We start from the raw sequence: 23,537 nt of genomic DNA on the forward strand, positions 1-23,537 counted from the left end.
AGTCAGACGATTGAGTCGAGATCCAGCGGCTGTGCCCTCCCCAGCTCACTCTGCGCAGCGGGAGGGATGCTCGCGACCTGAGGCAACGCCTGGTTTTCACGATGGCGGAACCAGCGCTTGAGACTGGGTTGCAGGTTGGAGCAGTGGCTATGGCTGCCGTAGACATCACGCGCTTCAAGGCGACGCCAGCGCAGGGTTTGCAGGCGTTCGCGACTGGTGTACAGACGGTCGATCTCAGCGTTCAGCGGCTCATGGTATTCATAGGCACGGTCGTTGGCCGGGCGCTGTCGAGTCAGTTCACGCCGCTTGTCTTGCAGTTGCTTGCCCATGGTCGCAAGGGCGTGGTCGAGCAGTTCAAACTCCCGTTGGGTCACCAGAGGACCGTTGCTATCCACAGCCTGTTGCCAGCGACGCAACGTCGCCCAGGCGGCCGGGATGTAGCTGGCGGTCATGAAATGCTGCTTGTATTGCACCAACTGTTTGATCAGGCCTTCGCGATCGGGCATGTCACCGCGCGTTTGCCATGCCCGGTTGCGGCCGGCTTCTTCAATGGACTCGCAGCCCGGCTTCCACAGCACGGACGAATGCGTACCGTCCGGGAGCACGATCGGCATGAAGTGCTGTTGATCGCCGTGGTGTTGGTAGGGGTTGCCGCCAATACGCACCAGGCCGGCGGCGAACAACAGGCCCCCGGCCATGGGGGCGCTGAATAGCGTGACGGCACCGGGGATCCAGAGTTTGGCGGTGGTGTTCATCCAAGGCGCCGGGACGCTGGGGACCGGGTCGTTGTGGTTGACGATGCGGTGGTGCACCAACGCGGAAGCGCCGGCAGTGAACTCGGCATCGGCGGCGCGGGGGGCGCCGTAGGTGTAGAGGAGGATGTTGTAGTTACGCTCAGGAATACGACGTAACGCTTCTGCCAGTAACAACGCAATTGCGCCGCCCAAGCTATGACCGCAAATGACTATTCGTTGATCTATGTGAAATTGACTGAGGTAACGCAGTACGAAGTCACGCACAGCCCGGTAAGCCTGATAGAAACCTTCGTGTGCCTTGCCGACCCCGTCGGCGAATGCAACCTGATGGGCGTTTGCATCCCGTAGTGCGTCGGCCGTGCTGAACGTTCCGCGCACTGAAATCAGGATCACCTCATCGTGATGGGTGATGAACGCCTGGGTGTCAGTGCCGTCTTTTTCGTCATCAAAGAAGTGCAAGCTTGCGGGATGTTCCTGTTTCTCGCCCAACTCCGGGCGATTTTGCAGGTACAACTCAGGGTCGAAGGGCAGGATTTCGAAGCGCCTGGAATAAGGGACATCTTCATAAAGAGGGAAAAATCGCCGGGTTTGCTCGGGATCAACTCGCCAGGCTTCACGGTATCCAGACAGTTGCTTGCCAAACAGATTCCCAACGCTGGGGTCCAGCGGGAAATGGACTTTATCAACGGGTTTCTTTGAGGGTTCCTGCCCAAAATCGCAGTAACTCAACGCTGCAAACAAAGCCAACTGATACAGGTTCAAAGCACAGAACTCATCTTCAGTGGAGAGCATCGGGCGCAAGGCTCGCAGCGGTCGGACTTCGAGAACGGTATGCTGGCTGGGGAACAGCACGATACCCGATAAGGTTGGCTGGGGCGGGCCAAAGCCCAGGTCGGACATCATTTTTAGTGCGTGGCGCTGGGGGCGGTGGGGTGTTTTTTCCACAGGGGGAAGATGGGCGATATGGCGAACCAAGTCGCTCACTTCAACTTGGTAAAACCGATCTGAGCTCTGTCGTGAAGGATTAGTCTCCGTTCGCCGACCAGTAGTATTTGTAAAGCGCGTTTTTTCAGCACGAATCTGAAGTTCTGAGATAGGCAATTGGTAAGTCCGGCGAGTCCTCAGTTCCCGGTACGGTTCTTCTTTTCCAGTGTATTGATCATCCAACATAAGAACTGCCGGACCACAATAAAGACCTTGTAGTTTGGCAAACCCGTCTCCATCTAATCGTCCCTCATACCGAACTCCTGCGCTGTCATAGATCGTAAATGGAAGGCCGCCGTATGGCTTTCCACAACCTGTTTCATCCACCAAGCAAAAGCTCACCCAAACGCCTCTCAATGAGCACGCGGGCATCTTGTCACTGAAAAAAGGTTGCTTCCATGCGTCCTGAGCCATGATTTCACTCCTTATTACTGCACGTTGGATAGACATCACATATGCGCCCATCCGGCATTTTCACGGGCTTGAAGTCCGTAGTATTACCGTCACAATAGGCGAACACGTCCTCGAAACTTTCACCTTTACAACGTTTCCACCCGCCCGGAAAAGCTATCCACCTATCACCGAAAGCAGGTTGCTCCTTGTCAGTTAATACGAGTACCAACCTGAGTTTTTTCCCCGGTAGCTGATCTCGTCGTGCAATTCCACCTGCTAGCGTTTTTTGCAGCTGACCCGCAGCATCCAAAGAATTGCATTTAAGTATTTTTATAATTGTCTGCTGTGGCCCTGCAGTCCGGAACAACCATTGACATTGCCCAAGCAACTGCTGAATTCCCGTGACTGGCATCTCTGGCACATCAGTGTCAAAACGATCCCTAATGGAAATCCCCCCTATATCCCCCCCAACGTCCGAATCCCGCTTGCCCCACTTCGCATAAAGATCAAAATCCACACTTCGCAGCACCAACGGACACCCCTGTACCGTCTCACTCAGAGGCAACTCATAACTCGCACGACTCGCCACCGGCTTGTACTCGGTAAAAAAGACCTTCCGCTCCGGCCTCTTGCCTCGGCGCCTTGGCAAGGTGCAGGTCTCACCCGTTGCAGGCCCATAGTTGGCGGCCGTTTTAAGTTTAAATTCCGCTGGTAAATCCACCTCCAATGTAAAGTGATCTACCGGTTTCATCGCACACCCCGAAAGTCCCGCCATCGCCAGTGCAAGCAGCACGCCCCATACACGCTTACTCATCCTTGTTCTCCAACATGAGCCACTGCTGCTTAACTCGTTCAAAGTGATCCTGCGGTGTTTCTCCAACCGTCGGCTGCCAACGAATCCCACTGCTGCGAGTGGCCTCTTCCAACCGTCGCACGACCAGAAACTCCAACTGTTCCGGCTGGCTCCATCGCCAACTGCGAGCCTGTTCCAACACTTGGGTCAGCCAGACCCTGGGGTCTTGGAACTCAACCAATGCCGCCAGATCTTCACTATGTTCAGCCAGCAGATAACGCAGGATATTGGCGTGCAGGATGGCGCTGGCATTCGGGTTGGGCGTGTTCAGCCAGGGGGCTGGCTCGGGCACCGGATAGTCACCGGGGGCAGGGTTGTCGCCACAGTGCCAACTGCCTTCATGCCAGTAGCACACACTGATCAGTGGGCCGAGGAATGCTGGCCAGTGTTCAAGGCCCAGATGGTTCAGTGCGCGCGCCAACGTACGATTGTCGTGAAGGCGGTACAGCGTCCGGTTATTCTCCGGTCCGACCAGCAGCCGGTCGCGCCAATGCCGGGACATGTCCGTCAGGTCCGCGTCTGGCAAGCTGCCCAGCCAGCCCCAATTCATCTCTGGTTCTTGCAGAAGATCGAGCAACGCGGGCTCCCCTACCTGATCCAGCAACAGGATCACGGGGCCAGCCATGGCCATTTCCGCCAGTGGGGTTTGTGCGTAGAGGCGGCAGTACGCTGGAAAACCGCGTGCCGCCAACATTGGCTGGCACGCTGCGTGATTTCCCTCAAGCATCAGGCACAGCCTGTGCCCCGCCTGTTGCTGTTGGCTCATCCATCGGCTTGGAAGGTTTTCCATCAGGCCGCCCTCCCGCCGACAGTGCAGAGGCCTTCGCGGCAGTCCTCGCATAGCGGGCAGAAGTCCGCATCCAGTTGCCTGGCCAAGTGCATGATGGCGCCCTGTGTGGCGGAGATTTTCGGGCTCTGCGCAACCAACAGGGCGTTCGCCGACCTGGTCGCGGACGGGGTTCCACCGAGGGTGATGGGCCGACTGCTGAAAATGCCGCCTGCCTGGATCACCAGGTGCTCTCCGCCGGCCTTGAAACTCAGTTGTACGCCCGCGTCGATAACCAGGCTGGCGCCGGCCTTGAGATGCACCTGTTGCCCGGCTTCAATCATCAGGGTTTGCCCGACATAGGTCCGGCTGTCGCCCTGCACGTCCAGATGATCGCTGGCGTTGAGTGCAACCTTGCGGTCACCGGTGACGTGACGATGCTCCTCGCTTTCCAGGTGCGCCGTACTTAACCCTCGAATGATTTCACGCCGCTCACCGGCCACTTCCAGGCGACTGTCATGCCCCACCTGCTGCTCCAGGTCCCGCTGGGCACGAAGGTAGATGAGCTCCTTGCCACGGCGGTCTTCCAGGTGCAATTCGTTGCCGCCGCCTCCGCCCGGGGTGCTGCGACTGCGCAAGACGCTGCGGGTCTTGTGTTGCGGCAAGGAATAGGTCGGCATGTGCAACGCATTGGCCAGGCAACCGTTGATCAGCGGCTGGTCCGGGTCGCCCTCCAGGAACGTCACCAGCACTTCCATGCCCACCCGCGGGATCATCGTTGCGCCAAACCCGTCTCCGGCCCAACCCGATGCCACCCGCACCCAACAACTGCTTGTGTCATCGCTCTTGTCCAGTCGGTCCCAGTGAAACCGTACTTTCACCCGGCCGTATGCATCGCAATGCACCTCCTCGCCGGCAGGCCCGGTCACCGTGGCGGTCTGGGTGCCGTGGATGGTCGGCTTGGGGTACTTGAGAGGGGGTCGATACGGCGCACTCCAGGGTGTCGCGGTGAAACGGTTGCGATACCCCTGGAATGCATCCACCTCCTCACCAGTCGCATCCTCCAGCACCTGCGGTTGATAACCCTCGTGACGGATCGAAGTGATCAACCATAAATCATTGCAGGCCGGATCCGGATGGTCGTGCAGCTCAAGGAAGTGCCCACTGCGCAGCACCGCTTGGTCGCTCTTGCCCAATGCACGATATCGGCCGATCTGAAGGCGCTCCAACCCCCTGCGCGCCAGGCGAGCCCCCCGTGCATGGCCGGTAAACCCAGCCGGGTAGCGGTAGTCCTCAAGGGGTTGCGCTGAGGCAGAACCCGCGCTGTCTTGCAGGCATAAGGACGGATGCTCGAAGTCATGATCACGACGCACCGTTCGCTGGCTGCGGGTCGCCAGGCGTACGTCGAAACGCTGGATAACCCGTGTCTCGGCCAGCGGGCCGCCGGCAGCTGAATAACGCTGCGCAGGCAGGCGCTGAAATACGGTCTGGTCGTCGCCAAACACCAGCACATGCTGGTGCTCGCTGTGACGGAAGTGGTAGTGAATGCCCTCCTCTTCACACAGCCGCTGGATGAAATGCAGGTCGGTTTCCGCGTATTGCACGCAGAACGTCCGCGGCGGGTAGACCACCGGCCCCAACTCAAAGGCGTAGCGGTCGGCCAGGATGCCGTGGTGTTCGAGGACTGCCGCGATGATCTGCGGAACACTGCGCTGCTGGAAAATCCGCTGGTCGCGTCGATGGGCAAGGTAGGCGAGACTCGGCGCCAATGTCAGGTGATAGCGGGTGAGCCGCCGCCCGGGGTCGTCGCGGCCAATCGCGTAAACCTGCCCGTGCAGGCCTTCATTCGCATCGCCAAAAACCAGGTAGGCAGGCTGGTGGAGCAGTGACTCCAGGTCCAGCGAAGGGTTTTCGCTGACCACCTGCACCTGGATGAAAAACGGCTGATCAAGCACCTCCTGACCGTTGAACGCCAGTACTTGAAAGTCAGTCTTTATGCCTGGAAGGATTAATTTGAAACGTGACGAAACAAACGCGTTAACCATCCGTTGTTACCCGCCAATATCGATAGTTATTACCGGACTGAGATACCTCCCCCGCCAAACATGAAATAAGTTGCCGAGGAAAAGCGCCTGAACGCCTTGAAGCTTAGCGTTTCCAGGAAAAAATCGGCCCCGAAAAAATAAAAAAGAAGTTTCGTACGACTGAGATTGAAGTGTCTTTTACAAAATAATAAATCGAGTCAATGAGCCACTTCTTAAACATAAGAAATGCCCTACACCAACTTTTGTCTGATCAATTAATCAATAGCGAAACAGCTGACACCCACTCAGGGCGTCAACTGCTCAAAAGACTTCATGCCCGAGGCAGTGCAGTCCCGAACAGACTGACGCTCAGCAGCGTATCGACCTGGGTATGCAAACGTACCGGCGCAGTGCCACCCGGCATCACCACCGCGACTTCACCCCCCTCAACCCAACCCGCTCGCCACGCCGCACAGGCGACGGCACTGGCGCTGGTGCCGGAGGACGCCGTGGGGCCCTCTCCCCGCTCGAACACCCGGGCAACCACCCGGTTGCCGGATTGCCTGGCGACCCATTGCAAATTGACGCCGGCCAAGCATGGCTCGCCGCTTCCTGCCGGGGGGGCGAAGGCAATTGCCTGCAACGGTTCGAACAGCGCTGGCTGTTGCATCTGCAGATTGTCCGGCAAGGCTGACAGGTGTTCGACCAGGGTCACACAATGAGGATTGCCCACACGCACAAACTGACTGTGCGCCCACTGTGGGTTGATCGCCGCCAACGCCTTCACATGGCTCAGTTCAATGTCGCCTTGGAACACCTGCTCAACCCCCTGCGCCCCCACGGCCGACGGCCCGAACCCGGGCAAACCCAATGCCAGCCAGAATCCAGAGCGGTGCCCATAGACAGCAGGCTCGACCCGAGTCACCAACGGCGACACCCCGTCAGGCTGGTCATGATGCACGCGCAAATCACAGGCCTCGGTCATCAAGCCCTGGTCAGTAAGCGCCTGGGCAAAAATCGTCAACCCATTGCCACTGCGCTCGGCCAGGGAGCCGTCGGTGTTCACGATCAACAGGTCAAACGGCGGCTCGGCCTGGAACGGGCCCACCAGCAAGCCATCGCAGCGGTGAGCCTTGGCATCGACCGGGCGCGGTATCGAACCCCACTCGCATTCGGAGCTTATGGCTGATGCAGCCCAACCCTCGCGAGTCCTCGCGGCCTGTGCGGCGTTATTGGGCACCTCGATACCCTGCTTTCGTAAAAACGCCGGGCTGGCGACCCCGTAAATGTTGCCACGTGCGTCATAGAACTGGGTCATGGCGCCACTTGCCTTGCAATCTTCATCGGTGCGTCCGCTCGGTTGCCTACAGGGTTGGACCAGCAGCGTATTACACAATGCAGGGTATGTGGGAGGCGGCCTGGAAGGTGGTAATCCACCGTGCAAAACCCGGGGGTTCACCAGTTCCCACAGGGATTACACACCTTCCAGAACGCCTTCTGCAAAGACACTTCGTGTGTGGTTGCCAACGCCCATGGCGTTCCCGAATTGCAAAAAGAAATCATCGCCGCTGATCTCGGGGGGAACCCGGCTCGCCCCCAAGGGCCTGATGTGCAAGGATATCGCGCCGGACATCGTTCGCTGAACGCAAAACCAAGGATTTTTTCATGACTGCCATCCCCACCTCAGCACCCGTGGTTCCCGGGCGGCTGGAACAAATGTCGACCCGTATCGCATTTTTCATCGCCGGCTTCGGCATTGCTGCCTGGGCGCCGTTGGTGCCATACGCCAAAGCACGCGCCGAACTGAGTGAAGGCACCCTGGGCCTGCTGCTGTTGTGCCTGGGGGTGGGGTCTATCATCGCCATGCCGGCCGCCGGTGCGCTGGCGTCTCGTTATGGCTGCCGACGTGTGCTGAGCGCCGGCACGATCATGATCTGCCTGGCCTTGCCCATGCTGGCCACGGTCAGCTCGATTCCGTTACTGATCGCCGGATTGTTCCTGTTTGGCGCGGGCCTTGGCACGGTGGACTCCACGGTGAACCTGCAAGCGGTGATTGTTGAGCGCGCCAGTGGCAAAACCATGATGTCGGGCTTCCACGGCTTGTTCAGCCTGGGAGGGATCGTCGGCGCGGCCGGGGTTGCCGGGCTGCTGGGGTTGGGTCTGTCACCTCTGCAGGCGACCCTGGTGGTGATCGTCATCATGGCGCTGGCGCTGCTCAAGGCCGGGCCCCATTTGTTGCCCTACGGCAGTGAAAGTTCGGGTCCGGCATTTGCGATCCCCCACGGCGTAGTACTGTTCATCGGCTGTCTGTGCTTTATCGTGTTTTTGGCAGAAGGCGCCGTACTGGATTGGAGCGCCGTGTTCCTCAGTGCCGAACGCGGTCTGGACGAGGCCTACGCCGGCCTGGGTTACGCAGCCTTCGCCCTGACCATGACTGCCGGGCGCCTGACCGGCGATGCCATCGTGCGGCGCCTGGGCGCAACCCGCGTGATCGTGATCGGTGGTGCACTGGCCACTGCTGGCATGTTGCTGGCAACGTTATTGCCAGCCTGGGAAACCGCATTGCTGGGGTATGCGCTGGTAGGTGCCGGTTGCTCGAATATCGTGCCGGTGCTGTACACCGCCGTCGGCAAGCAAACGGTGATGCCGGAACATATTGCCGTGCCTGCCATCACGACCTTGGGGTATGCCGGGATTCTTGCCGGCCCCGCAGTGATCGGCTTCATTGCCCATGGCAGCAGCCTGAGCAGTGCCTTTGTGCTGATCGCAGTACTGCTCGCCGGTGTATCCCTGAGCGGCAAGGTCCTCAAGGTATGACCCCCGCACATCAGCGCGCTTTGCGGGCCTTGTCCTGTTCCAGCCAACGCTCGAGGCTTTTGTTACTGAGCCAGCCGTCCTTTTGCGGTGGACCAAACAATCGTGTGCCGTTCGCACGTACCAGCGAAGGCAGCAGACCTGGCCGCTCAAGAATGTTCTTCGCCGTGTAGACACAGAGCTCGCTGTACCTGGGCCGGGGCATGCCGGAGGAAGGATCCAGCACAGGCGCACCCTCTTGATCAACGGCATGCGGGTCCTGCATGACGGCCTTGAGCGTGGCGATTTCAACGTACTGGTGTTGTTCAAAGAAGAACGTCCGATCCTGCGATTTATCCCTCAATTGTTCGAACTGGCCCTGCAGGGCCAGCACCACCTGGGTATTGCCCTGGGCATGGAACGGGTCCTGGCTGAACACACTTGGCGAGCTGTTCCCCTGTAGCGTTTGGGCGGCCGCCCTGAGACTGTCCCGGGTGATATCGCCGTCGCGGCTCAAAATTGCATCGCTCAACCGCGGGCGCTTGAGAATCTCGCTGACCACTTGAATCGTCCGGTCCAACTCCTCGCTTTTCCCCATACGTTCGTCTGCAACACGCTGCAATGACGAGCAGGTCAAACGCCCGTCGTTCAGGAAGGGGTACAGCCTGCCAAAATCCTTTTCCAGGGCCAACGCCAGTTGGCTGTCGGTGGACGTTACGCCGGGCTGGGCGAGGTTCGCGCGCGTAGCAGCGGGCAGGTTCTGCAGCGCTCGCTGGCGCAGCACCGACGTTGTCCCGCGCAGCACCAGAGGCACCCGCGACACGCCGTCGGGGCGCGCAGGAACAGCCCCCTGCCAGGTTCCAGAGGGCGTGAGCGGCGCTGGCACTGTAGACCGTAAAGCCGGCTCGTCCAGTGCCAAGGGCAGACCATGAGGGGGTACACCCTCGATCGTCATGGGTTTTCTCCAACGCGTTTCCGATACATACCTGCCCGGTGATCACCACCCCCAGACGGAATCAGCGAATGGATTCCACCGGCAAGTACCCCATGTGTGGTTGGACAAACACAACAGTTCCGGACAACCGATGAATACCAATGACAGCATGTAAACAACGACCAGAAGGTACGGAGATTCCCACCCTTACCGACGCAACCAGGTCGTCAGGCTATTGATCAGCCTGGAATATCTGGGGGCCTTGGCGTCATCACTCGCGACCTGCCCGGTCGCGAGCATGCCCCGGGAAAAGTCTTCCTCGACCGGCGCCTGGAATTTGCGCTGACCGGCAAAAGCCCTCATGCGCCTGGCTTCGACAGCATGCACATCGGCCGGGGCCGGGGGCTCGTGCGCAACGATGTCACCCGTGGGTACAGTCGGATCGCCATCATCCGTATTGCGAAAGAGCTCATGACAGCTGGGCTGGGGCGGGTGAAACGAGCTTGACGTCATTTGCTAGCCCTCCACACGGAATCTGAAAGCCGACCGGTTTGATCAAGGCCGGTGCCTATGAACTATGTGGTCAGTCGGCGTAAACAGTTCCTGACAAAATTGAGCCAGGCACGTCATTCAATGGCGGCGCCTGGCGGGCGGTCAGCGGGAAAGCTGATAAAGCGCTTGCCAACTGATCCGGCCGTCATCATCACGACCGGCGAGATTGTCCATTTTCCTCAACACGTCACTGCGCTTGAGCATTTCCTGGGACAGTTGGATCAGATGATCCATGGGCGAATCGCCTGTCTGCTCCTGGGCCGCCAGGCTCCTCAGGTGGTTGAAGCTCAGCTCCCGCTCCCAGGGATTACGTTTCAACTCGCCGAAATGCTCAAGCATTTCACCGGCCATTTCCTTGTCGGTCTTGTACTTGAAGTAGTTTTCCCCCTTGACCACGATGTTCACATTTTGCCGGTCGATCAGGCCATCCAGTGCACCGGTAGAAGAGTGCCGGTCCAGGGCGCCCAACACTTCCGGACGTCGTAGCAATTCGTTGGCCAGGCGAATGTTCGCGTTCGTGACCGGATTGGGAGACCAGGTTTTTTTCGCCATCCCATAGATACTGTCAACGCTGACATACCCAGGGTTGCTGCGGTCCCTGAAGGCATTGAAATTGTCACGTAACTGTTGCGCCAACTCGTCATTGCTTTTCAGCGAGTACGTCGGATCAGGCCAGCCCGGCGCGGGTGGATACGGTTTACCCACGCTAGGATAGGGGCGTGGTGGCGGATTGCTGCAGCCAGGACTCGGCCTCGGCGGCGGACTGCAGCAGCCAGGATTCGGCCTCGGCGGCGGATTGCAGCAGCCAGGACCTGGTTGTGGGCGATTCCAGCCAAACCAAGGGCCCATCCAGTGTCTGACCGTATTCATCAGGCCCTGCGCAGCCGGCACGCTGGAGTGACGCATCACGTTGTCAGCAGCACTCTGACGGGGGGCCTGCGAAGAGGGCGCGCCGAACACGGGCCCCCTCTGGTTTTCCCGAGGCAGGAAGCTGACGTTTGCAGCCGTTTGGCCGTTGGAGGCAGTCGCTGGCCGAGGGGCTTTGACCTCAGGCCTGGAAGTGGCCTGCAAAAGGTCAGAGGTTGATGAGGTAGAGGCCTGTGTATCGGACACCAATACCGACATAGTTTTCTCCATTACAGTGGGCGCGATCTTCAGCTTGCCGCTCCAACGCAACGTCGAAGCCCTTTAGCTTTCCCATGTGTGGCAATTCTGTCGGAAACGGTTCCTGAACCAGCCGCAATATGCGCTGCGAGGATGTAAGAAACAGGACAAACGATCGCAGCCTCTTGCAAGACTGCGACTTTTCCAAGCCGATAAAGGTCAGAACCCGACGCTGGCCTGTACAAAAAACGTACGCGGCTCGCCCAGGTACAGCCCGGCATTGTTGTCGCTGGAGCGGGTGTAGTGCTGCTGGTCAAAGACGTTTTTCACCCCCACCCCCAGCTTCAGGTTCGACAGTTGTTCGCCAAAGTCGTAGCCACTGCGCACGTTGACCGAGACATAGCCCGGGATATCACCGTACTGCCCATCGGCGGTGCCCTGGGTAATGTAGGTGCTGGTGGTACCCGGTGCACGCTGTCCGGACTGGGCGTACACATCCAGGTTGTGGGTCCAGTGGTTGACGTCGTAGCGCAGGCCCAGGGTTGCCACTTCCCGGGAATACAGTGGCAGGTCGCGCCCTTTGAACGGTACGTCACCTTCGGCGGTAGCCTTGGTGTAGGTGAAGCCGGCGTTGGCGGTCAGGCCGTCCAGGCGAGGGTCCAGGTTCGACAAGTCATAGTGGGCCGACGCTTCGATGCCGGTGTGCTTGGTGGCGCCAAGGTTGGTCCAGCCCACGGCATTGCTGACGTATTGCAGCTCATCCGAGAAGTCGATGTAGAAATACGTGAGTTCCCCGCCCCACACACTGTCGTTGTAGCGCGTACCGACCTCATAGGTCCTGGCTTTTTCCGGGTTCAGGCCGCTGGCGGTCTGGTCGCCGCTGCCGCCTTGTCCGAGTTGGAAGTACTGCAGGCTGCCGAAGGAGGTTTCGTAGTTGGCGAACAATTTCCACGCATCGGAAAGGTGGTACATCACGCTCAGTGCCGGCAGCGGTTCCCGGCTATGGACCTCGCGGCGTTTTTCCTGGGTGCGGGGCCCCGTAAGGGGGATGACCGGACGGTCGTGCCATTCGGTGCGGATGTCTTCAAAACGGATGCCCGGGGTGACGGTCCACTTGCCGATATCGATCTTGTTGTCCACATAGAAGGCGTTGGCCTCGGTGCCACCGGTGCGATCCTGGTAGACGTGACCATCGCTGCGGCCACCCGGCGTCGGCACGTTGTTGATCAGGTTCAGGCTGGTGGCCTGCTCGTGCATGCCTTCCTTGAGGTAGCGGTAACCGACGCTGACTTCCTGGGTGCTGGGGCCCACGTCGAATACATGGGACACCCGCGGCTCGATGCCGAAGGTGTAGTAGGTGCGCGGGTAGGACCCGAGGGTCGCGAGGTCGCGGTTAGCGATGTTACTGCCGCGGAAACTGTCGGAATAATAAGTCAGCACTTCGGCCTGGGTCCGGTCGTCGATCTGCCGGATGTACTTGAAGGACACGTCTTTGCGACGCCCGCTGAAATTGTCCCAATCGCGCACCGACTGGTACGGGTTGGCATCGAACTGTTTCTGGGTCAGCCCGCCGGGCATGTCGGCGCTGGCGTCGTAATAGTGGAAGTTCAGCGAGAAGTCGTCCTGGTCGGTCGGCGCCCAGTGGGTCTTGAAGATCACGTCGTCGATGTCGTTGCCGTTGTTGCTGTTGCGGTAGCCGTTGCCATTCACTCCGGAGTACAACAGCGCAGCGCCGATGCCGTTTTCGGCAGTGCCGCCGATAAAAGCGCTCTCGATGTGCTTCCAGCCACCATGGGCTGAAGTTTGCAGGGTGGTGCCGACTTCACCGGAGAATTTCTCGGGGATCGCGCGGGTCACGAAGTTGATCACGCCACCGACGTTCTGTGGCCCATAACGCACGGAACCGGCGCCGCGTACCACGTCGATGCTGTCCAGGTTGCTGGCGGTAATCGGCGCCATCGACAGTTGTGGCTGGCCATAGGGCGCGAATGCCGCCGGCACCCCGTCGATCAGCACGGTGGAGCGTGGTGACAGACGTGATGTCAGCCCGCGTACGCCGACATTGAGGGAAATATCGCTGCCACCTGTGCCGTTGGATTCCTGCACCTGGACCCCAGGCATACGACGCAGCACATCACCGACATTCATCGCGCCCTGCTCCACCATGGCTTCGCGACGAATCACCGTACGCGCGCCCGGGTGGTTCTGCACCACTTCGGTATTGGCATCCCCAAGCCAGTCGCCGACCACCCTGATGTCGGTGGCACCCAGTTCCAGGGGCGAACCGGCGTCACCGGCGCCGCTGCCGAGCGGGCGCAGGGTCACGGAACCGGCGTCGATCTGATAGTCCAGGCCACTGCCTTGCAGCAATTGGCGCAGGGCCTGTTCCGCCGACAGGTTGCCATCTACTGCGGGGGCCTGCTTGCCGGCGACCAGGTCGGGGCTGAAAAACACTTGCAGGGACGTCTGCTGCCCCAGTTGGCTCAGCGCGCTCCCCAGGGGTTGGGCCTGGATATGGATAGCGTCGCCAGCATAGGCTGCCGGCACTGCGGCACTGACAGCGAGCGCAAGGGCAAGCGGCGCCCAGCGGGAGATTTTATTGTTGTGAACGGCACAGTTTTTCACGTCGACCCCAGTCCTGTAATCGCAAGAGTATGCGGCTGTTAATGCAAACCAGTTGCAGCTGCAGGAGAAGACGAAGAACTCGGAAAAAACCTGAATCTCAGCGCGAAATAATTTCCTGGCTGCCATCCGGCAGGGTTCGCAGGGCCACGGGCAGGATATGGGGCAAAGCCTTGAGCAAGGCATCGGTATCATTGGCCTTGAACACACTGGTCAGTCGCAGGTTGCCAACGGCGGGTGTGCTGACGCGCAACGGGCGCTCGCGATAACGCGACACCTCACGGGCGACTTCACCCAGGGAGGCGTTGTTGAACACCAGTTTGCCGCTGCGCCAGGCCGTCAGTTCCTCGGTATTCACTGCGTAGGACGCTGCCACCAGGCCTTGGTCATTGATATGGGTCCCCAGCCCCGCCGTCAGCGTCACCCCCTCGTTCGGCGAGCGCCCCTGCACCTTCACCGTACCGGCCTCGACCACCACACGGGTCTGGTCATCATCGCGACGCACATCAAAGCGCGTTCCGGTGACCGTCACCTGCCCTGCACCGGCGGCGACCACAAAGGGACGGCGGGTGTCATGCTCGACACTGAACATGGCCTCGCCCTGCTTGAGTTCAACACTGCGGCGGCCTTTTTCGTAGTGCACCGAGACAACACTGCGGCTGTTCAAATCCATCGTCGAGCCGTCGGGCAATGCCACCTGGCGATGCTCACCCAGGCGCGTGCTGAAATCGGCCCGGTAGGGCTTCGGATGATCAAGGCCGCTGAACAAGCCGAGCCCCAAGGCCACGGCGACCACACTGGCCGCGACGGCGTAACGCAACACGCCGCGACGTTTTGGACGCTCGGCCGACGCCTCGCCCAACGCCTGCAAGCGGGCCTTGGGCACCAGGTCGGCGGCGCTCCACAGGCCTTGCAGCACATCGAATTCATATTGGTGTTCGGGCTTTTCACTGCGCCACGCATCGAAACGCTCGCGCTCGGTGGCGTCCAACCCAGCGTCTTGCAGGCGTACAAACCATTGCGCGGCTTCGTCGCGGGCACGGTTATCCATCATGGAAGGTCCTGTTTCAGAGCGAGCGTGTGTCATGGGGCCATCGCGTCCAGGCGCTCACGCAAATGCCGCAGGGTGCGGATCATATACTTTTCCACCATGTTCTTGGACAAGCCCAGGCGCTCGGCGATCTCCTGCTGGGTGAGGCCCTCGATCTTCTGCCAGATAAAGATCCTGCGGCAGTTGAGCGGCAACTCGGCCAATGCCCGCTCGATGGAGTCCGCCAGCTGGATCGCGTGCATGAAATGCTCCGGGTCACCGCCGTGGGGCTGGCTCTGATCAAAGGCTTCCAACGCCATGGCTTCCCGCCGGTCTTCGCGTCGGTAGGCATCCACGGCGATATTTCGCGCAGTTTGATGCAGATAAGCGCGCGGTTGCTCTACCTGGGAGGCGGTTGTCTCCAGCACTCTCACAAAGGTGTCATGGGCCAGGTCCTCGGCCTGCTGACGGTTTCTCAGGCGGCGTGTCCAGGTGCCGATCAACTCTTCGTAGTGCTCGAAAAAGCCTGTTCTGCGGGGCGGCTGAGGGATCATCGCGAGGGCACTGGGGAGGCGGGGCGTGAATAGTAATGTTTCCTATTAAGTGGAGCAATTGCTACCCGTCGACCGCGACATTGCCTGGCAACTAAAGCGCCTGTTTAAGGCGGCTCAATTTCTCCCGGCTGCCGCACACGCTCATCTGGCACCATTTGCGCAGCTTGTTCTTGGAAATATCCAGGAATAGCCAATCGCAGTCGGTGGCCGTGCAGCACTTCAAGGCACGAAGATCACCGGACACCAGCAATTGCGTGGCCTCGATCGCCAGGCGTCCGATCAACATTGCACTCAGTTCCTGGGCAGAGGTGCAGGTTTTCCACGCCCAGGCCGGCGTCCCGTCAACCGTGCGCAGCACTCGCCAGGCGGTGCCTTGCTGGAAATTCAGGTTGATCTGCTGCAAGGCGTCATCGGCCGCAGCCTGGCGCAAGGACAACGGGTAAAACACGGCATACAGGCATTCGCGGAACGCAATGATGGCGTCCAGATCCGGCTGGTAGGAAATAGGCGACTCAAACACCATGGCCTTGTATTCAGCGAACTCCTGGGCGGAGATCAACGAGGCGTGCAGCGCCCATTCAAAGAAAAACTGAAAACTGGTGAGCCGCTCTTCCATGACCTTGAGCGGCGACCCAGGACGGCGGCCGTTGGTGGTATTGATGAAGTCCAACACCTGGGCCCCGCCGATCAGACGGATGGATTTTGCAGTGCCGGTGAAATGCGTCATGCCTGCTCCTGAAAAAACGCGGTATGCCTGCGATGGCGCAGATTACCTTGTTTTCCGAAGGTGCAGGCACCGCCACCGCGGCGCCAAGACCAGCGGCTATGTGCGCTCGTCGTTACGGGCCATCCAATCGAGAATAGTCGCGACAGACTGTTCGACCGACAGCGCCTGGGTGTCCACGTGCACTTCCGGAAAGATCGGCACGTCGTAGTTCGAATCAATCCCGGTGAAATGTTGGATCAGCCCCAGGCGGGCTTTTTTATACAAGCCTTTAGGGTCACGTTGTTCCGCCGTTTCCAGCGGCGCATCCACATGCACCTCGACAAAATGCTCATTGCCGACAATGGCGCGCGCGTAGTGCCGGCTGGCCGCCGACGGTGAGATCAGCGCCACGATCACCACCAGCCCCGCGTCCAGCATCAAGCGCGCCACTTCGGCGACCCGCCGGATATTCTCATCGCGGTCGCTGTCGGTAAAACCCAGGTCGCGGCACAGGCCGTCGCGCACCGAGTCGCCGTCAATGATGCAGGTCAAGCGCCCCTGTGCCTGCAAGGCGCTGTCCAGCGCATCGGCAATCGTCGACTTGCCGGCCGCCGAGATGCCCGTCATCCAGATGACCAAGGGCTTCTGCCCCATACGCGAGCGTTCCGCGCCGAGATGGCTGAACGCAAACGCATGCAAATTCCGCTCTGGACGTTCCGCAAAATGACTCATGGCCGCTCACCCTCCGTCCCCGCCACAGGCGGTTTACCCAACAGGAACACCATCACGCATTGCACGAACAGCAACAGCGCAACCACCCAGTAGACGGTTGCGAACGAGCCGGTCAGGTCCTTGGAGAAACCGCCCAGGAAGTTGCCGCACACGCCCCCCAGGCCGATCAGCACATTGGCAATGCCGAATGCCTGGGTCAGTCGGCTGACTGGCACGATTTGTCCGATGTAGCTGGGGACAAGCCCGAAGATGGGGTAGAACGCCAGCGCAAACAAAAATGCCGCCAGGTAGAACAGCGGGAGGCTGTTGAAACTGAACACCAGGGTGGCGGCCAGCCCCGCACTCAGAAAGCACATGGCCAGCGACGCCCTGACGCCCACCTTGTCGGCGATCCACCCCACCAGAAAGCCCGAGGCCATGCCCACCGCACCGATGGTGGTCCAGACAAACCCGGCGTCCTGCACCGACACTCCCAACTCGTCCCGCAGGAACGGAGCCAGGTAAGTCTGGAATGGCAACAGCGCCATCCCGTTCAAAAACGCAATGGCCCAGGTCAGGTACAGCGAGCGACTCAACCAAGGTGCATGACTCTCGAACGCCGTCGAATGCTGCCCGGAAAAACCGGCGTCCTTGTCCGCCACCAGGTTGCGCAGCAGAAACCAGGCCACCACGCACAGGGCCACCGAGATCAGGCCCGCAGTGAGCCAGATCGAGCGCCAGCCGCCCTGCAGGGTAAGGAACGACACCAGCAAGCCATTGATGAACACGCCGTAGCTGGTGCCGCTGGAAATCAACCCCATGACTCGCGAGCGATTACCCGGGCTGAAGCCCTTGGTGACAATCTCCGCCAACGGGATGTATACCGAGGCCGAGCAGCCGCCGAGCAAAATCAACAGCGCCCCGGACAGCCAGATACTGTTGCTGACACTCAGCCCCAACAGCGCCAGGGAGGTCATCAGCGTCGACACCAGGCTGATTTTCCAGCCTTCGAAAAAACGGCTGATGTAACTGGTGACCGATGAAAACAGCAGGAAGCCGATCTGCGCACCGCCGGTGATCAGGCCCACCGTGGTGTAGTCGAAACCGATGTCACGGCGCATGTCCACCACCAGGTTGGCGAACAGGTAGACGCCAAACCCGTAGGTACTGGCCACGAACCCGGTCAACACCACCGCCAGCACGACGCTGTCCAACGGGCGCGCGCTACTGTGTACCAGTGTGCTCATCAGGTACTCCTTAAACGGCGCGTGCGGTGTGGATGACAAAATCACAATTCATCATGTCGTAGTCACGCTGGAAATCCCCGTAACTCTCATGGGCGCAAAATCCGGACTTGAGCACCTCCCCCTTCAACTCGCCCGGCAACAGCGGATAGACCTGCAACCGGTACTGCTCGGCGTTATCGAACGAGTAGATGAACTCACACACGTGCTCATCCACCTGCCCCAGGCCGACGGATGCCTGCGTGCCGCAGTAATAGTAATGACCGCTGGATTTGAACTTGCCTGCGCGAATGGCAAAGAAGTTACGTTGATCCACAATCAGCAAGCCACCCGGATTGAGCAATGCCCTGAATTTCTCCAGCACCGCCAACCGTTCATGGGCTGCAAACACATGGCACAGCGAACTGCCCAGGCACACCACGGCATCGAAGCGCCCCAGTTCGGCGGGATCGAGGGCCTGCCAATCCCGATAGTGCGATTCGATCGCCAACCCGCGTTGCCGAAAATTCTCCCGGGCCTTGGTCAACATCGTGCTGCTGCCGTCCGTGGCGACGACATCGAACCCCGCCTGCTTAAGCTGGACCGCATGAAAACCACTGCCCGTGGAGACGTCGATCACCGACTTCACGCCGTGCTGCTTCAGCAGGTTTTCAAAGAACCCGTTCTCCCCCGCCTTTCTTTTTTCCCAATCGATCAAGTCATCCCAGCGCTCGACGAATTTTTTCGAGTATTGCGTGGCGTAACTGGCGACTTCGCTGTGCTTGTGCCGCGACATTTGATTCATCACACACCTACCAGGTTGAATGTTTGAAAGACAGGTATTTGCTCGACAGCTCGCGGGCAAATTCGGCGGACTGTTCGATGGACATGGTTTTCTTCGAGTACCCCAGCATCGCCTGCATCACGGCCATGCATTGCGGGTTATAGGTGACCGAACCATCGCAATGAATTTCATCGATACCATCCTGGCTCTGGCAGATGGTATTGATGCGCACCGCTTCGTCCTGGGGGCAGTCGGCGCTGAACTGCACCTTGATCTGCCCCTCCTGCAGCCACACCGGATAGCCGCCCGGCAACCCCAGCGGGCCGGGCGCGTGCACCAGCACCGGCGTGGGCGAAAACAACCCCTCGATCACGGTGACGGCCGAGCACGCCGTGAGGAACTGCCCATCGATACCGCCCAGGCGGCGGAACTCGGATTTAACCGTGGAAAAAATCGCTTCGGCCGGCAGGTGGGCCGCAGCCGGGCGGTCGCGCACCTCATACAACAAGCGGTAACTGGCACGCGGGGGCAAGCCGCCGCGCGGCACGTAGTGGCTGAAATAGTGCTGGGCATACAGGCACACCTGCACATCGGCGGGCGCACACTCCAGCAGCCGCGCGATGGAAAATCGCAGCGCCGGGACCAGGTTGGCGACATTGCCCACGCCAATATCCGGCGCCAGCCCGACCCTGGCCAGGATCGGGTTGACCGCATCGGGAAAGGCCGCGTTGACCGTCCTGGCCGCGATACCGGAGGCTTTTACCGCCTGCATCAAGTGATGCATCAGCGTCAGGTGCATGGGCAGCCAAGGTCCGAACTGCGCCTGGTCGAGCTGCTCGAAGGAGAGCCGGGGCAACCCCGTGATCACCCGCCACGATTGCAACGACGCACAGTTCACCACCATGTCCGGGGCCTCTTCATGCAGCACCCGCGTCACCCGCTCGATATCGGTGAGGTCGGCGATCACCGGCTTGATCGCGATGCAGTGCCCCAACTGCGCACACGACAGGGCCACCAGGTTGCACAGCCGCACGGTCGCGTCTTCATTGCGCCCCAACACCACGAATTCAAAGGCATTTTTCGGCCCGAGAATCTTCAGGATCTGCAGGCACAGGTTGCCCGCGCCCACCAGCAGCAGTTTCTTCTTGGTGGCTGACGGGCTCATCGTGGGTAGGCTCCGTTGTCTACCGGAATGACCTTGCCGGTGACATGCCGCATGGCATCGCTGATCACCAGCAAAATGACCTCGGCGACGCCGCCGGGCAGGATCGGTTCCTTGAGGATTTCCTGGCGCGCGTACTCGGCGCGGCGGTATTCAGGGATGGTGTCGTAGATGGCGGTGTCATGGATCAGCGCCGGCGACACTGCGTTAACCCGCACGAACGGCGCAAAATTCCAGGCATTGGCTTTGGTCAGGCCGATCACCGCCGCCTTGGTGGCGCCGTACAAGGCATCGCAGCTGCCTACCTCACCGGCCACCGAGGCGATATTGACGATGCTGCGCGGCGCCTCGTGTTTCATCTCCCGTTCGGCGAAGTCTTTGGAGAGATAGACCAAGGCCTTGAGGTTCACAGTCAGGATTTCGTCCACTTCGGCATCGGAATAGGCGTAGATGCTTTTGCCGTGGTAAATACCGGCGTTATTGATTAATGCATGAATAGTTGCGTGGCGCTCATACAGTGCAGGGATAAACCCCTTGATCAGCGCGTTATCCGAAAAGTCCGCGACATGGGTTTCCAATACATCCGCCGTGTAAGTGCGCTGTAACGCACGCAGGCCTTCGGCATCCTTGTCGGCACCGATAACGAAATAACCTGCCTGGATAGCCTTTTCCACAGTAGCCCGGCCGATCCCATTGGCCGCACCGGTGACAATCAACTTTTTCATACAACAATCCTTATTGGCAAAATTCATTCATGCGTGCGTAGAAGGGTCGGTGGTATTCGTAAAAGGCTTTTAATTTTGGCGACCGATCGAAAGCGTCCATATCGATAGCAGGTTTATCCGGCAGAGCAATGCGTTCACTGTTCTCCGCCGCCACATGCCAACTTCTCCAGGTTTTCCACTGTCGCGGACATTCGCGTTTCCATGTCATGGCGTGGGGCAAAAATTCAATCTGCAAGTAGTCACACAGTTTACGAATGACACGCTCCGGCTCGGCGGCGAGGTCATCGGCATTAATCACATAAGGCACTTTTCCGATGAGTTTGGTGACCACACAAAAAATCTCGTACAAGGCTTTATGCCCGATGGCCTGCACGGGCATATCGGGGTGTACCCGGTGATGGGAAATAATGCTGCTGGCGGGCTCGCGGATAATAAAAATATTGTGTTGTTGCGCCAGGAAGTCCCGGTCAACTTTCAAGTCATCCAGGCAGTGGTAACACATGTCTTTGTGAAACACATTGGTACTTTCCCGGGCCTTGAGCAGTTGCTCTTTTATGCCTTGATACGTGGTGGGCAAACTGTGATCCCATTCATCCGAAGGAATCACTGAATCTGCGGAAAACGCCATATGGGCAAACGGCTCGTGGAAAACCTCAAAATCCCCCCGCTCGATAAACACCCGTTCCAACACCGTGGAACGGGAACGCGGGTGCGCCCACAACCCGACCATCTTGTTCATGCCAGCACCCCGTATTCAGCGGCCAGGATGGCGTTGAGCGAGCGTGCGAAAGGCTTCGCCACCGGACACAGGCGCACGCAGTAGTCGGTCAGGCGCCGATTCGCACTGTTGGCCTCGTTGCAGGCGTTGATAAACGCCTCATGATTGCCAAAGTCGTAGGGCTCGATGCTGTCGATGAAATAGGCTTCGCAGAAGTACGGAATGCGAATGAGCCGGGCGAACGTCTCAGCCGGCGCCTGCTGGGGTTCACAGGCGGGTGCCACCGGTTTGCCGTGGCTTTCACGCTCGATCAGAAACTCCACCACATCCGGCGTCAGGGTGTAGCACGTGGTGGTCAGCCCGGTCTTTTCCAGGTGCCAGCAGTGCTTGTGGCCACGCTCGTCAACGTCGACCTTGATACTGGACAGCAGGGTCTTGACCGGTACCTTCGAGGCCGCGACCAGGGCCTGGATCTGCTGGTAAATCATCAGCTCGGCCCAGCGCATGTCCTCCGGGCCCAGCGCCAGGCCACGCTCGGCGGCCTGCAAGGCGAACTCGGGCTGGCAGGAAAAACGCCCGATCATAAAGGTGATCACATACTTGCAACAGTCGGTGTCGACGCCGTTGCGACGGGCGCTGGCGATGCCCCGCTCTATCGCCTGGATACCGGCCTGGAACTGCGAAACGGTGAAGCAGAACGTGATGTTGACCGAAACGCCTTGGGCCACCAGGTGTTCGATCGTCGCGAAACCCTCCAGGCTGCCCGGCACTTTGACCATCACATTCGCGGCCAGGCGATGCAGCTCCAGGCCCCGCGCGGTCATGCGTTCGCTGCACCGCACATCCGACGGGTCGACCTGGGCGCATAGCCAACCATCGGCCTGAGCCGATTGCACCCACAACGGCTTGAGCATCGAGGCGCCTTCTGCAATCACTTCGTTGTACAGCTGCTTGCGCAATTCCCCGGGAGACAGGCTGGCCAGATTAAAACGCGACGACCAATACTCTTTCTTGTCGAGGATTGCCGCCGTCACCAGCCGGGGGTTGGTGGTCACACTGCTGAAGCCCCAAGGCTGGGAGAGATCCTGCGGCATCAACTGTTCGATATGGGCAGCGGCCGCCGGGTACTTGTCCAACAAATGCTGTTTATACGGTGCGTACACCACGGGCGACGAATCCCACCACACTTCCGAACGTGGATCATTACGTTTAAGTCGCTCTATATAACCCAGTGTGCCCACAACACTTGCTCCTTGAGTAACGTGATCAATGAGGGTCGGTAACTCACGCATATCGGCAAAAGGTAACGCGCCGGCTTCGGCCAATATTCGATGTCGAGACAACGGACCAAAACCCAGGACTTTTATAGTGGCTGCAACGGCGGCTTGAATCCCTGTGACACTGTCTTCAATCACCAGCGCATCACAGGGTTCGACGTTGTAAGTTTCACACGCCGTTAAAAACACCAGCGGATCAGGCTTCCAACGCCCCAATTCATAACAACTGAATATTCGCCCTTCGAAATAAGGTAACAACCCCACAACGCGCAAACACTGTTCGATCTTATTGCGCGGCGCACTCGAGGCTACGCAATAGGGAGTTTCCAGCACTTCCAATACGTCAAGTATCCCATCAGTCGCTTTCACATTAAGCGTCAATGCTTCAAGCGCTCGAACTCGGAAGTCCTCTTCAAACTGAGGGGGCAAACAAATACCCAATAACGGTTCTACTTCGCGCAGGCAATCGGCAATCTTTCTTCCACGAAAGTGCTCAATGAAATACACACTATCCAGTGTCTTGCCGTCCTGTACGTGAGCATTAAGCATGCCGATCAATACAGACAAGGTGATCTCTTCGCTTTGGACGAGTACACCGTCGCAATCGAAAATAACTAACTTAGGCAACGGCGTAGCTCCCTGCTCTGGTAGTTCCCCTATAGCTGCCGATAAACACATAGGCATCTCTTATAGGTGACTCCGCATGACTTCCGAACTACCAGCGGAACGGGTTGAGGTGTGCTTATAAGACACGGGGCAAAAAACCCTGTCAAACGCTTTTTAGCGGTTTTTTAGTATCTTATGGTTATTTTTTATTCTTCTGTTATTCCATTTTTCACCATGGTTGTAGTCGCTAATTTCACACGG

Annotated in this window: 21 protein-coding genes and 1 pseudogene; 2 read left to right on the forward strand and 20 right to left on the reverse strand. The window is 59.2% G+C overall.

Translation table 11 applies throughout. The features are described from left to right. Positions 1-2: 2 nt before the first annotated feature. From C8K58_RS29340 to C8K58_RS29360, 5 genes are all read right to left on the reverse strand, one after another. Entirely contained in the window at positions 3-2,153 is a 2,151-nt protein-coding gene (locus C8K58_RS29340) for a lipase family protein (protein ID WP_108574787.1), read from the reverse strand. Between the two features lie 4 nt (positions 2,154-2,157). Beyond that, on the reverse strand, positions 2,158-2,946 hold the full coding sequence (locus tag C8K58_RS29345) for a hypothetical protein (protein WP_108574788.1): 789 nt from the start codon (positions 2,944-2,946) through the stop codon (positions 2,158-2,160). After that, on the reverse strand, positions 2,939-3,775 hold the full coding sequence (locus tag C8K58_RS29350) for a DUF4123 domain-containing protein (RefSeq protein WP_108574789.1): 837 nt from the start codon (positions 3,773-3,775) through the stop codon (positions 2,939-2,941). Before C8K58_RS29350 ends, C8K58_RS29345 begins: the two co-directional genes overlap by 8 nt. Beyond that, positions 3,775-5,796 carry a type VI secretion system tip protein VgrG gene (locus C8K58_RS29355; RefSeq protein WP_098479951.1) on the reverse strand — a complete coding sequence of 674 codons (2,022 nt, stop codon included), beginning with the start codon at positions 5,794-5,796 and terminating at the stop codon, positions 3,775-3,777. The genes C8K58_RS29350 and C8K58_RS29355 overlap by 1 nt, the downstream gene beginning before the upstream one ends. A 310-nt stretch (positions 5,797-6,106) precedes the next feature. Continuing rightward, a complete protein-coding gene (locus C8K58_RS29360; RefSeq protein ID WP_108574790.1) occupies positions 6,107-7,093 on the reverse strand; it encodes a diaminopimelate epimerase in 987 nt (328 codons plus the stop codon). Between the two features lie 347 nt (positions 7,094-7,440). On the opposite strand from C8K58_RS29360, the gene C8K58_RS29365 reads away from it, so the two are divergent. After that, positions 7,441-8,592: an MFS transporter gene (locus C8K58_RS29365; protein WP_027603128.1), complete on the forward strand. Its 1,152-nt coding sequence runs from the start codon at positions 7,441-7,443 to the stop codon at positions 8,590-8,592. Positions 8,593-8,602: 10 nt separating this feature from the next. Here the strand turns inward: C8K58_RS29365 and C8K58_RS32850 are convergent, their stop codons facing one another. The 3 genes from C8K58_RS32850 to C8K58_RS32855 form a co-directional block, all read right to left on the reverse strand. Then, positions 8,603-9,523, reverse strand: a complete 921-nt coding sequence (locus tag C8K58_RS32850) for a type III secretion protein (RefSeq protein ID WP_227432274.1) — start codon at positions 9,521-9,523, stop codon at positions 8,603-8,605. 186 nt (positions 9,524-9,709) lie between these two features. Continuing rightward, positions 9,710-9,865: a type III secretion effector protein gene (locus C8K58_RS29375; RefSeq protein WP_098480019.1), complete on the reverse strand. Its 156-nt coding sequence runs from the start codon at positions 9,863-9,865 to the stop codon at positions 9,710-9,712. Positions 9,866-10,156: 291 nt separating this feature from the next. Beyond that, positions 10,157-10,606 carry a hypothetical protein gene (locus tag C8K58_RS32855; RefSeq protein WP_092359624.1) on the reverse strand — a complete coding sequence of 150 codons (450 nt, stop codon included), beginning with the start codon at positions 10,604-10,606 and terminating at the stop codon, positions 10,157-10,159. A gap of 170 nt (positions 10,607-10,776) precedes the next feature. On the opposite strand from C8K58_RS32855, the gene C8K58_RS32860 reads away from it, so the two are divergent. After that, the gene (locus C8K58_RS32860) at positions 10,777-10,914 is read left to right on the forward strand and encodes a hypothetical protein (RefSeq protein ID WP_158277085.1); all 138 of its coding nucleotides are present in this window, start codon (positions 10,777-10,779) and stop codon (positions 10,912-10,914) included. A 463-nt stretch (positions 10,915-11,377) separates the two neighbouring features. On the opposite strand, the gene C8K58_RS29385 is transcribed toward C8K58_RS32860, so the two are convergent. The 12 genes and pseudogenes from C8K58_RS29385 to C8K58_RS29440 form a co-directional block, all read right to left on the reverse strand. Beyond that, on the reverse strand, positions 11,378-13,783 hold the full coding sequence (locus C8K58_RS29385) for a TonB-dependent receptor (protein ID WP_092359596.1): 2,406 nt from the start codon (positions 13,781-13,783) through the stop codon (positions 11,378-11,380). Between the two features lie 97 nt (positions 13,784-13,880). Beyond that, complete coding sequence (locus C8K58_RS29390) at positions 13,881-14,834, reverse strand: FecR family protein (RefSeq protein ID WP_043293201.1); 954 nt, start codon at positions 14,832-14,834, stop codon at positions 13,881-13,883. A 29-nt stretch (positions 14,835-14,863) separates the two neighbouring features. Then, positions 14,864-15,364, reverse strand: coding sequence for a sigma-70 family RNA polymerase sigma factor (locus C8K58_RS29395; protein ID WP_027603123.1), 501 nt, complete (start codon positions 15,362-15,364; stop codon positions 14,864-14,866). A gap of 91 nt (positions 15,365-15,455) precedes the next feature. Next, a complete protein-coding gene (locus C8K58_RS29400) occupies positions 15,456-16,091 on the reverse strand; it encodes a CGNR zinc finger domain-containing protein (protein WP_043293200.1) in 636 nt (211 codons plus the stop codon). Between the two features lie 96 nt (positions 16,092-16,187). Next, on the reverse strand, positions 16,188-16,802 hold the full coding sequence (cysC, locus tag C8K58_RS29405; protein WP_027603122.1) for an adenylyl-sulfate kinase: 615 nt from the start codon (positions 16,800-16,802) through the stop codon (positions 16,188-16,190). Next, on the reverse strand, positions 16,799-18,028 hold the full coding sequence (locus C8K58_RS29410) for a nitrate/nitrite transporter (RefSeq protein WP_108574791.1): 1,230 nt from the start codon (positions 18,026-18,028) through the stop codon (positions 16,799-16,801). The genes cysC and C8K58_RS29410 overlap by 4 nt, the downstream gene beginning before the upstream one ends. Positions 18,029-18,038: 10 nt before the next feature. Further along, complete coding sequence (locus tag C8K58_RS29415) at positions 18,039-18,809, reverse strand: bifunctional 2-polyprenyl-6-hydroxyphenol methylase/3-demethylubiquinol 3-O-methyltransferase UbiG (protein ID WP_027603120.1); 771 nt, start codon at positions 18,807-18,809, stop codon at positions 18,039-18,041. A gap of 7 nt (positions 18,810-18,816) precedes the next feature. Then, entirely contained in the window at positions 18,817-19,953 is a 1,137-nt protein-coding gene (locus tag C8K58_RS29420; RefSeq protein ID WP_027603119.1) for a hypothetical protein, read from the reverse strand. Then, complete coding sequence (locus tag C8K58_RS29425) at positions 19,950-20,675, reverse strand: SDR family oxidoreductase (RefSeq protein ID WP_027603118.1); 726 nt, start codon at positions 20,673-20,675, stop codon at positions 19,950-19,952. Before C8K58_RS29425 ends, C8K58_RS29420 begins: the two co-directional genes overlap by 4 nt. A gap of 10 nt (positions 20,676-20,685) precedes the next feature. Further along, positions 20,686-21,414 (reverse strand): sulfotransferase family protein, encoded by a 729-nt coding sequence (locus C8K58_RS29430; protein ID WP_027603117.1) that lies wholly within the window; start codon positions 21,412-21,414, stop codon positions 20,686-20,688. Next, positions 21,411-22,634 (reverse strand): transaldolase family protein, encoded by a 1,224-nt coding sequence (locus C8K58_RS29435; RefSeq protein WP_043293199.1) that lies wholly within the window; start codon positions 22,632-22,634, stop codon positions 21,411-21,413. The genes C8K58_RS29430 and C8K58_RS29435 overlap by 4 nt, the downstream gene beginning before the upstream one ends. Positions 22,635-22,757: 123 nt before the next feature. Further along, positions 22,758-23,354, reverse strand: a pseudogene (locus C8K58_RS29440) (HAD family hydrolase); the annotation flags it as partial. Between the last annotated feature and the right edge of the window lie 183 nt (positions 23,355-23,537).

It is taken from the genome of Pseudomonas sp. GV047 (assembly GCF_003058245.1).
GTDB classification, from domain to species: Bacteria; Pseudomonadota; Gammaproteobacteria; order Pseudomonadales; family Pseudomonadaceae; genus Aquipseudomonas; species Aquipseudomonas marginalis.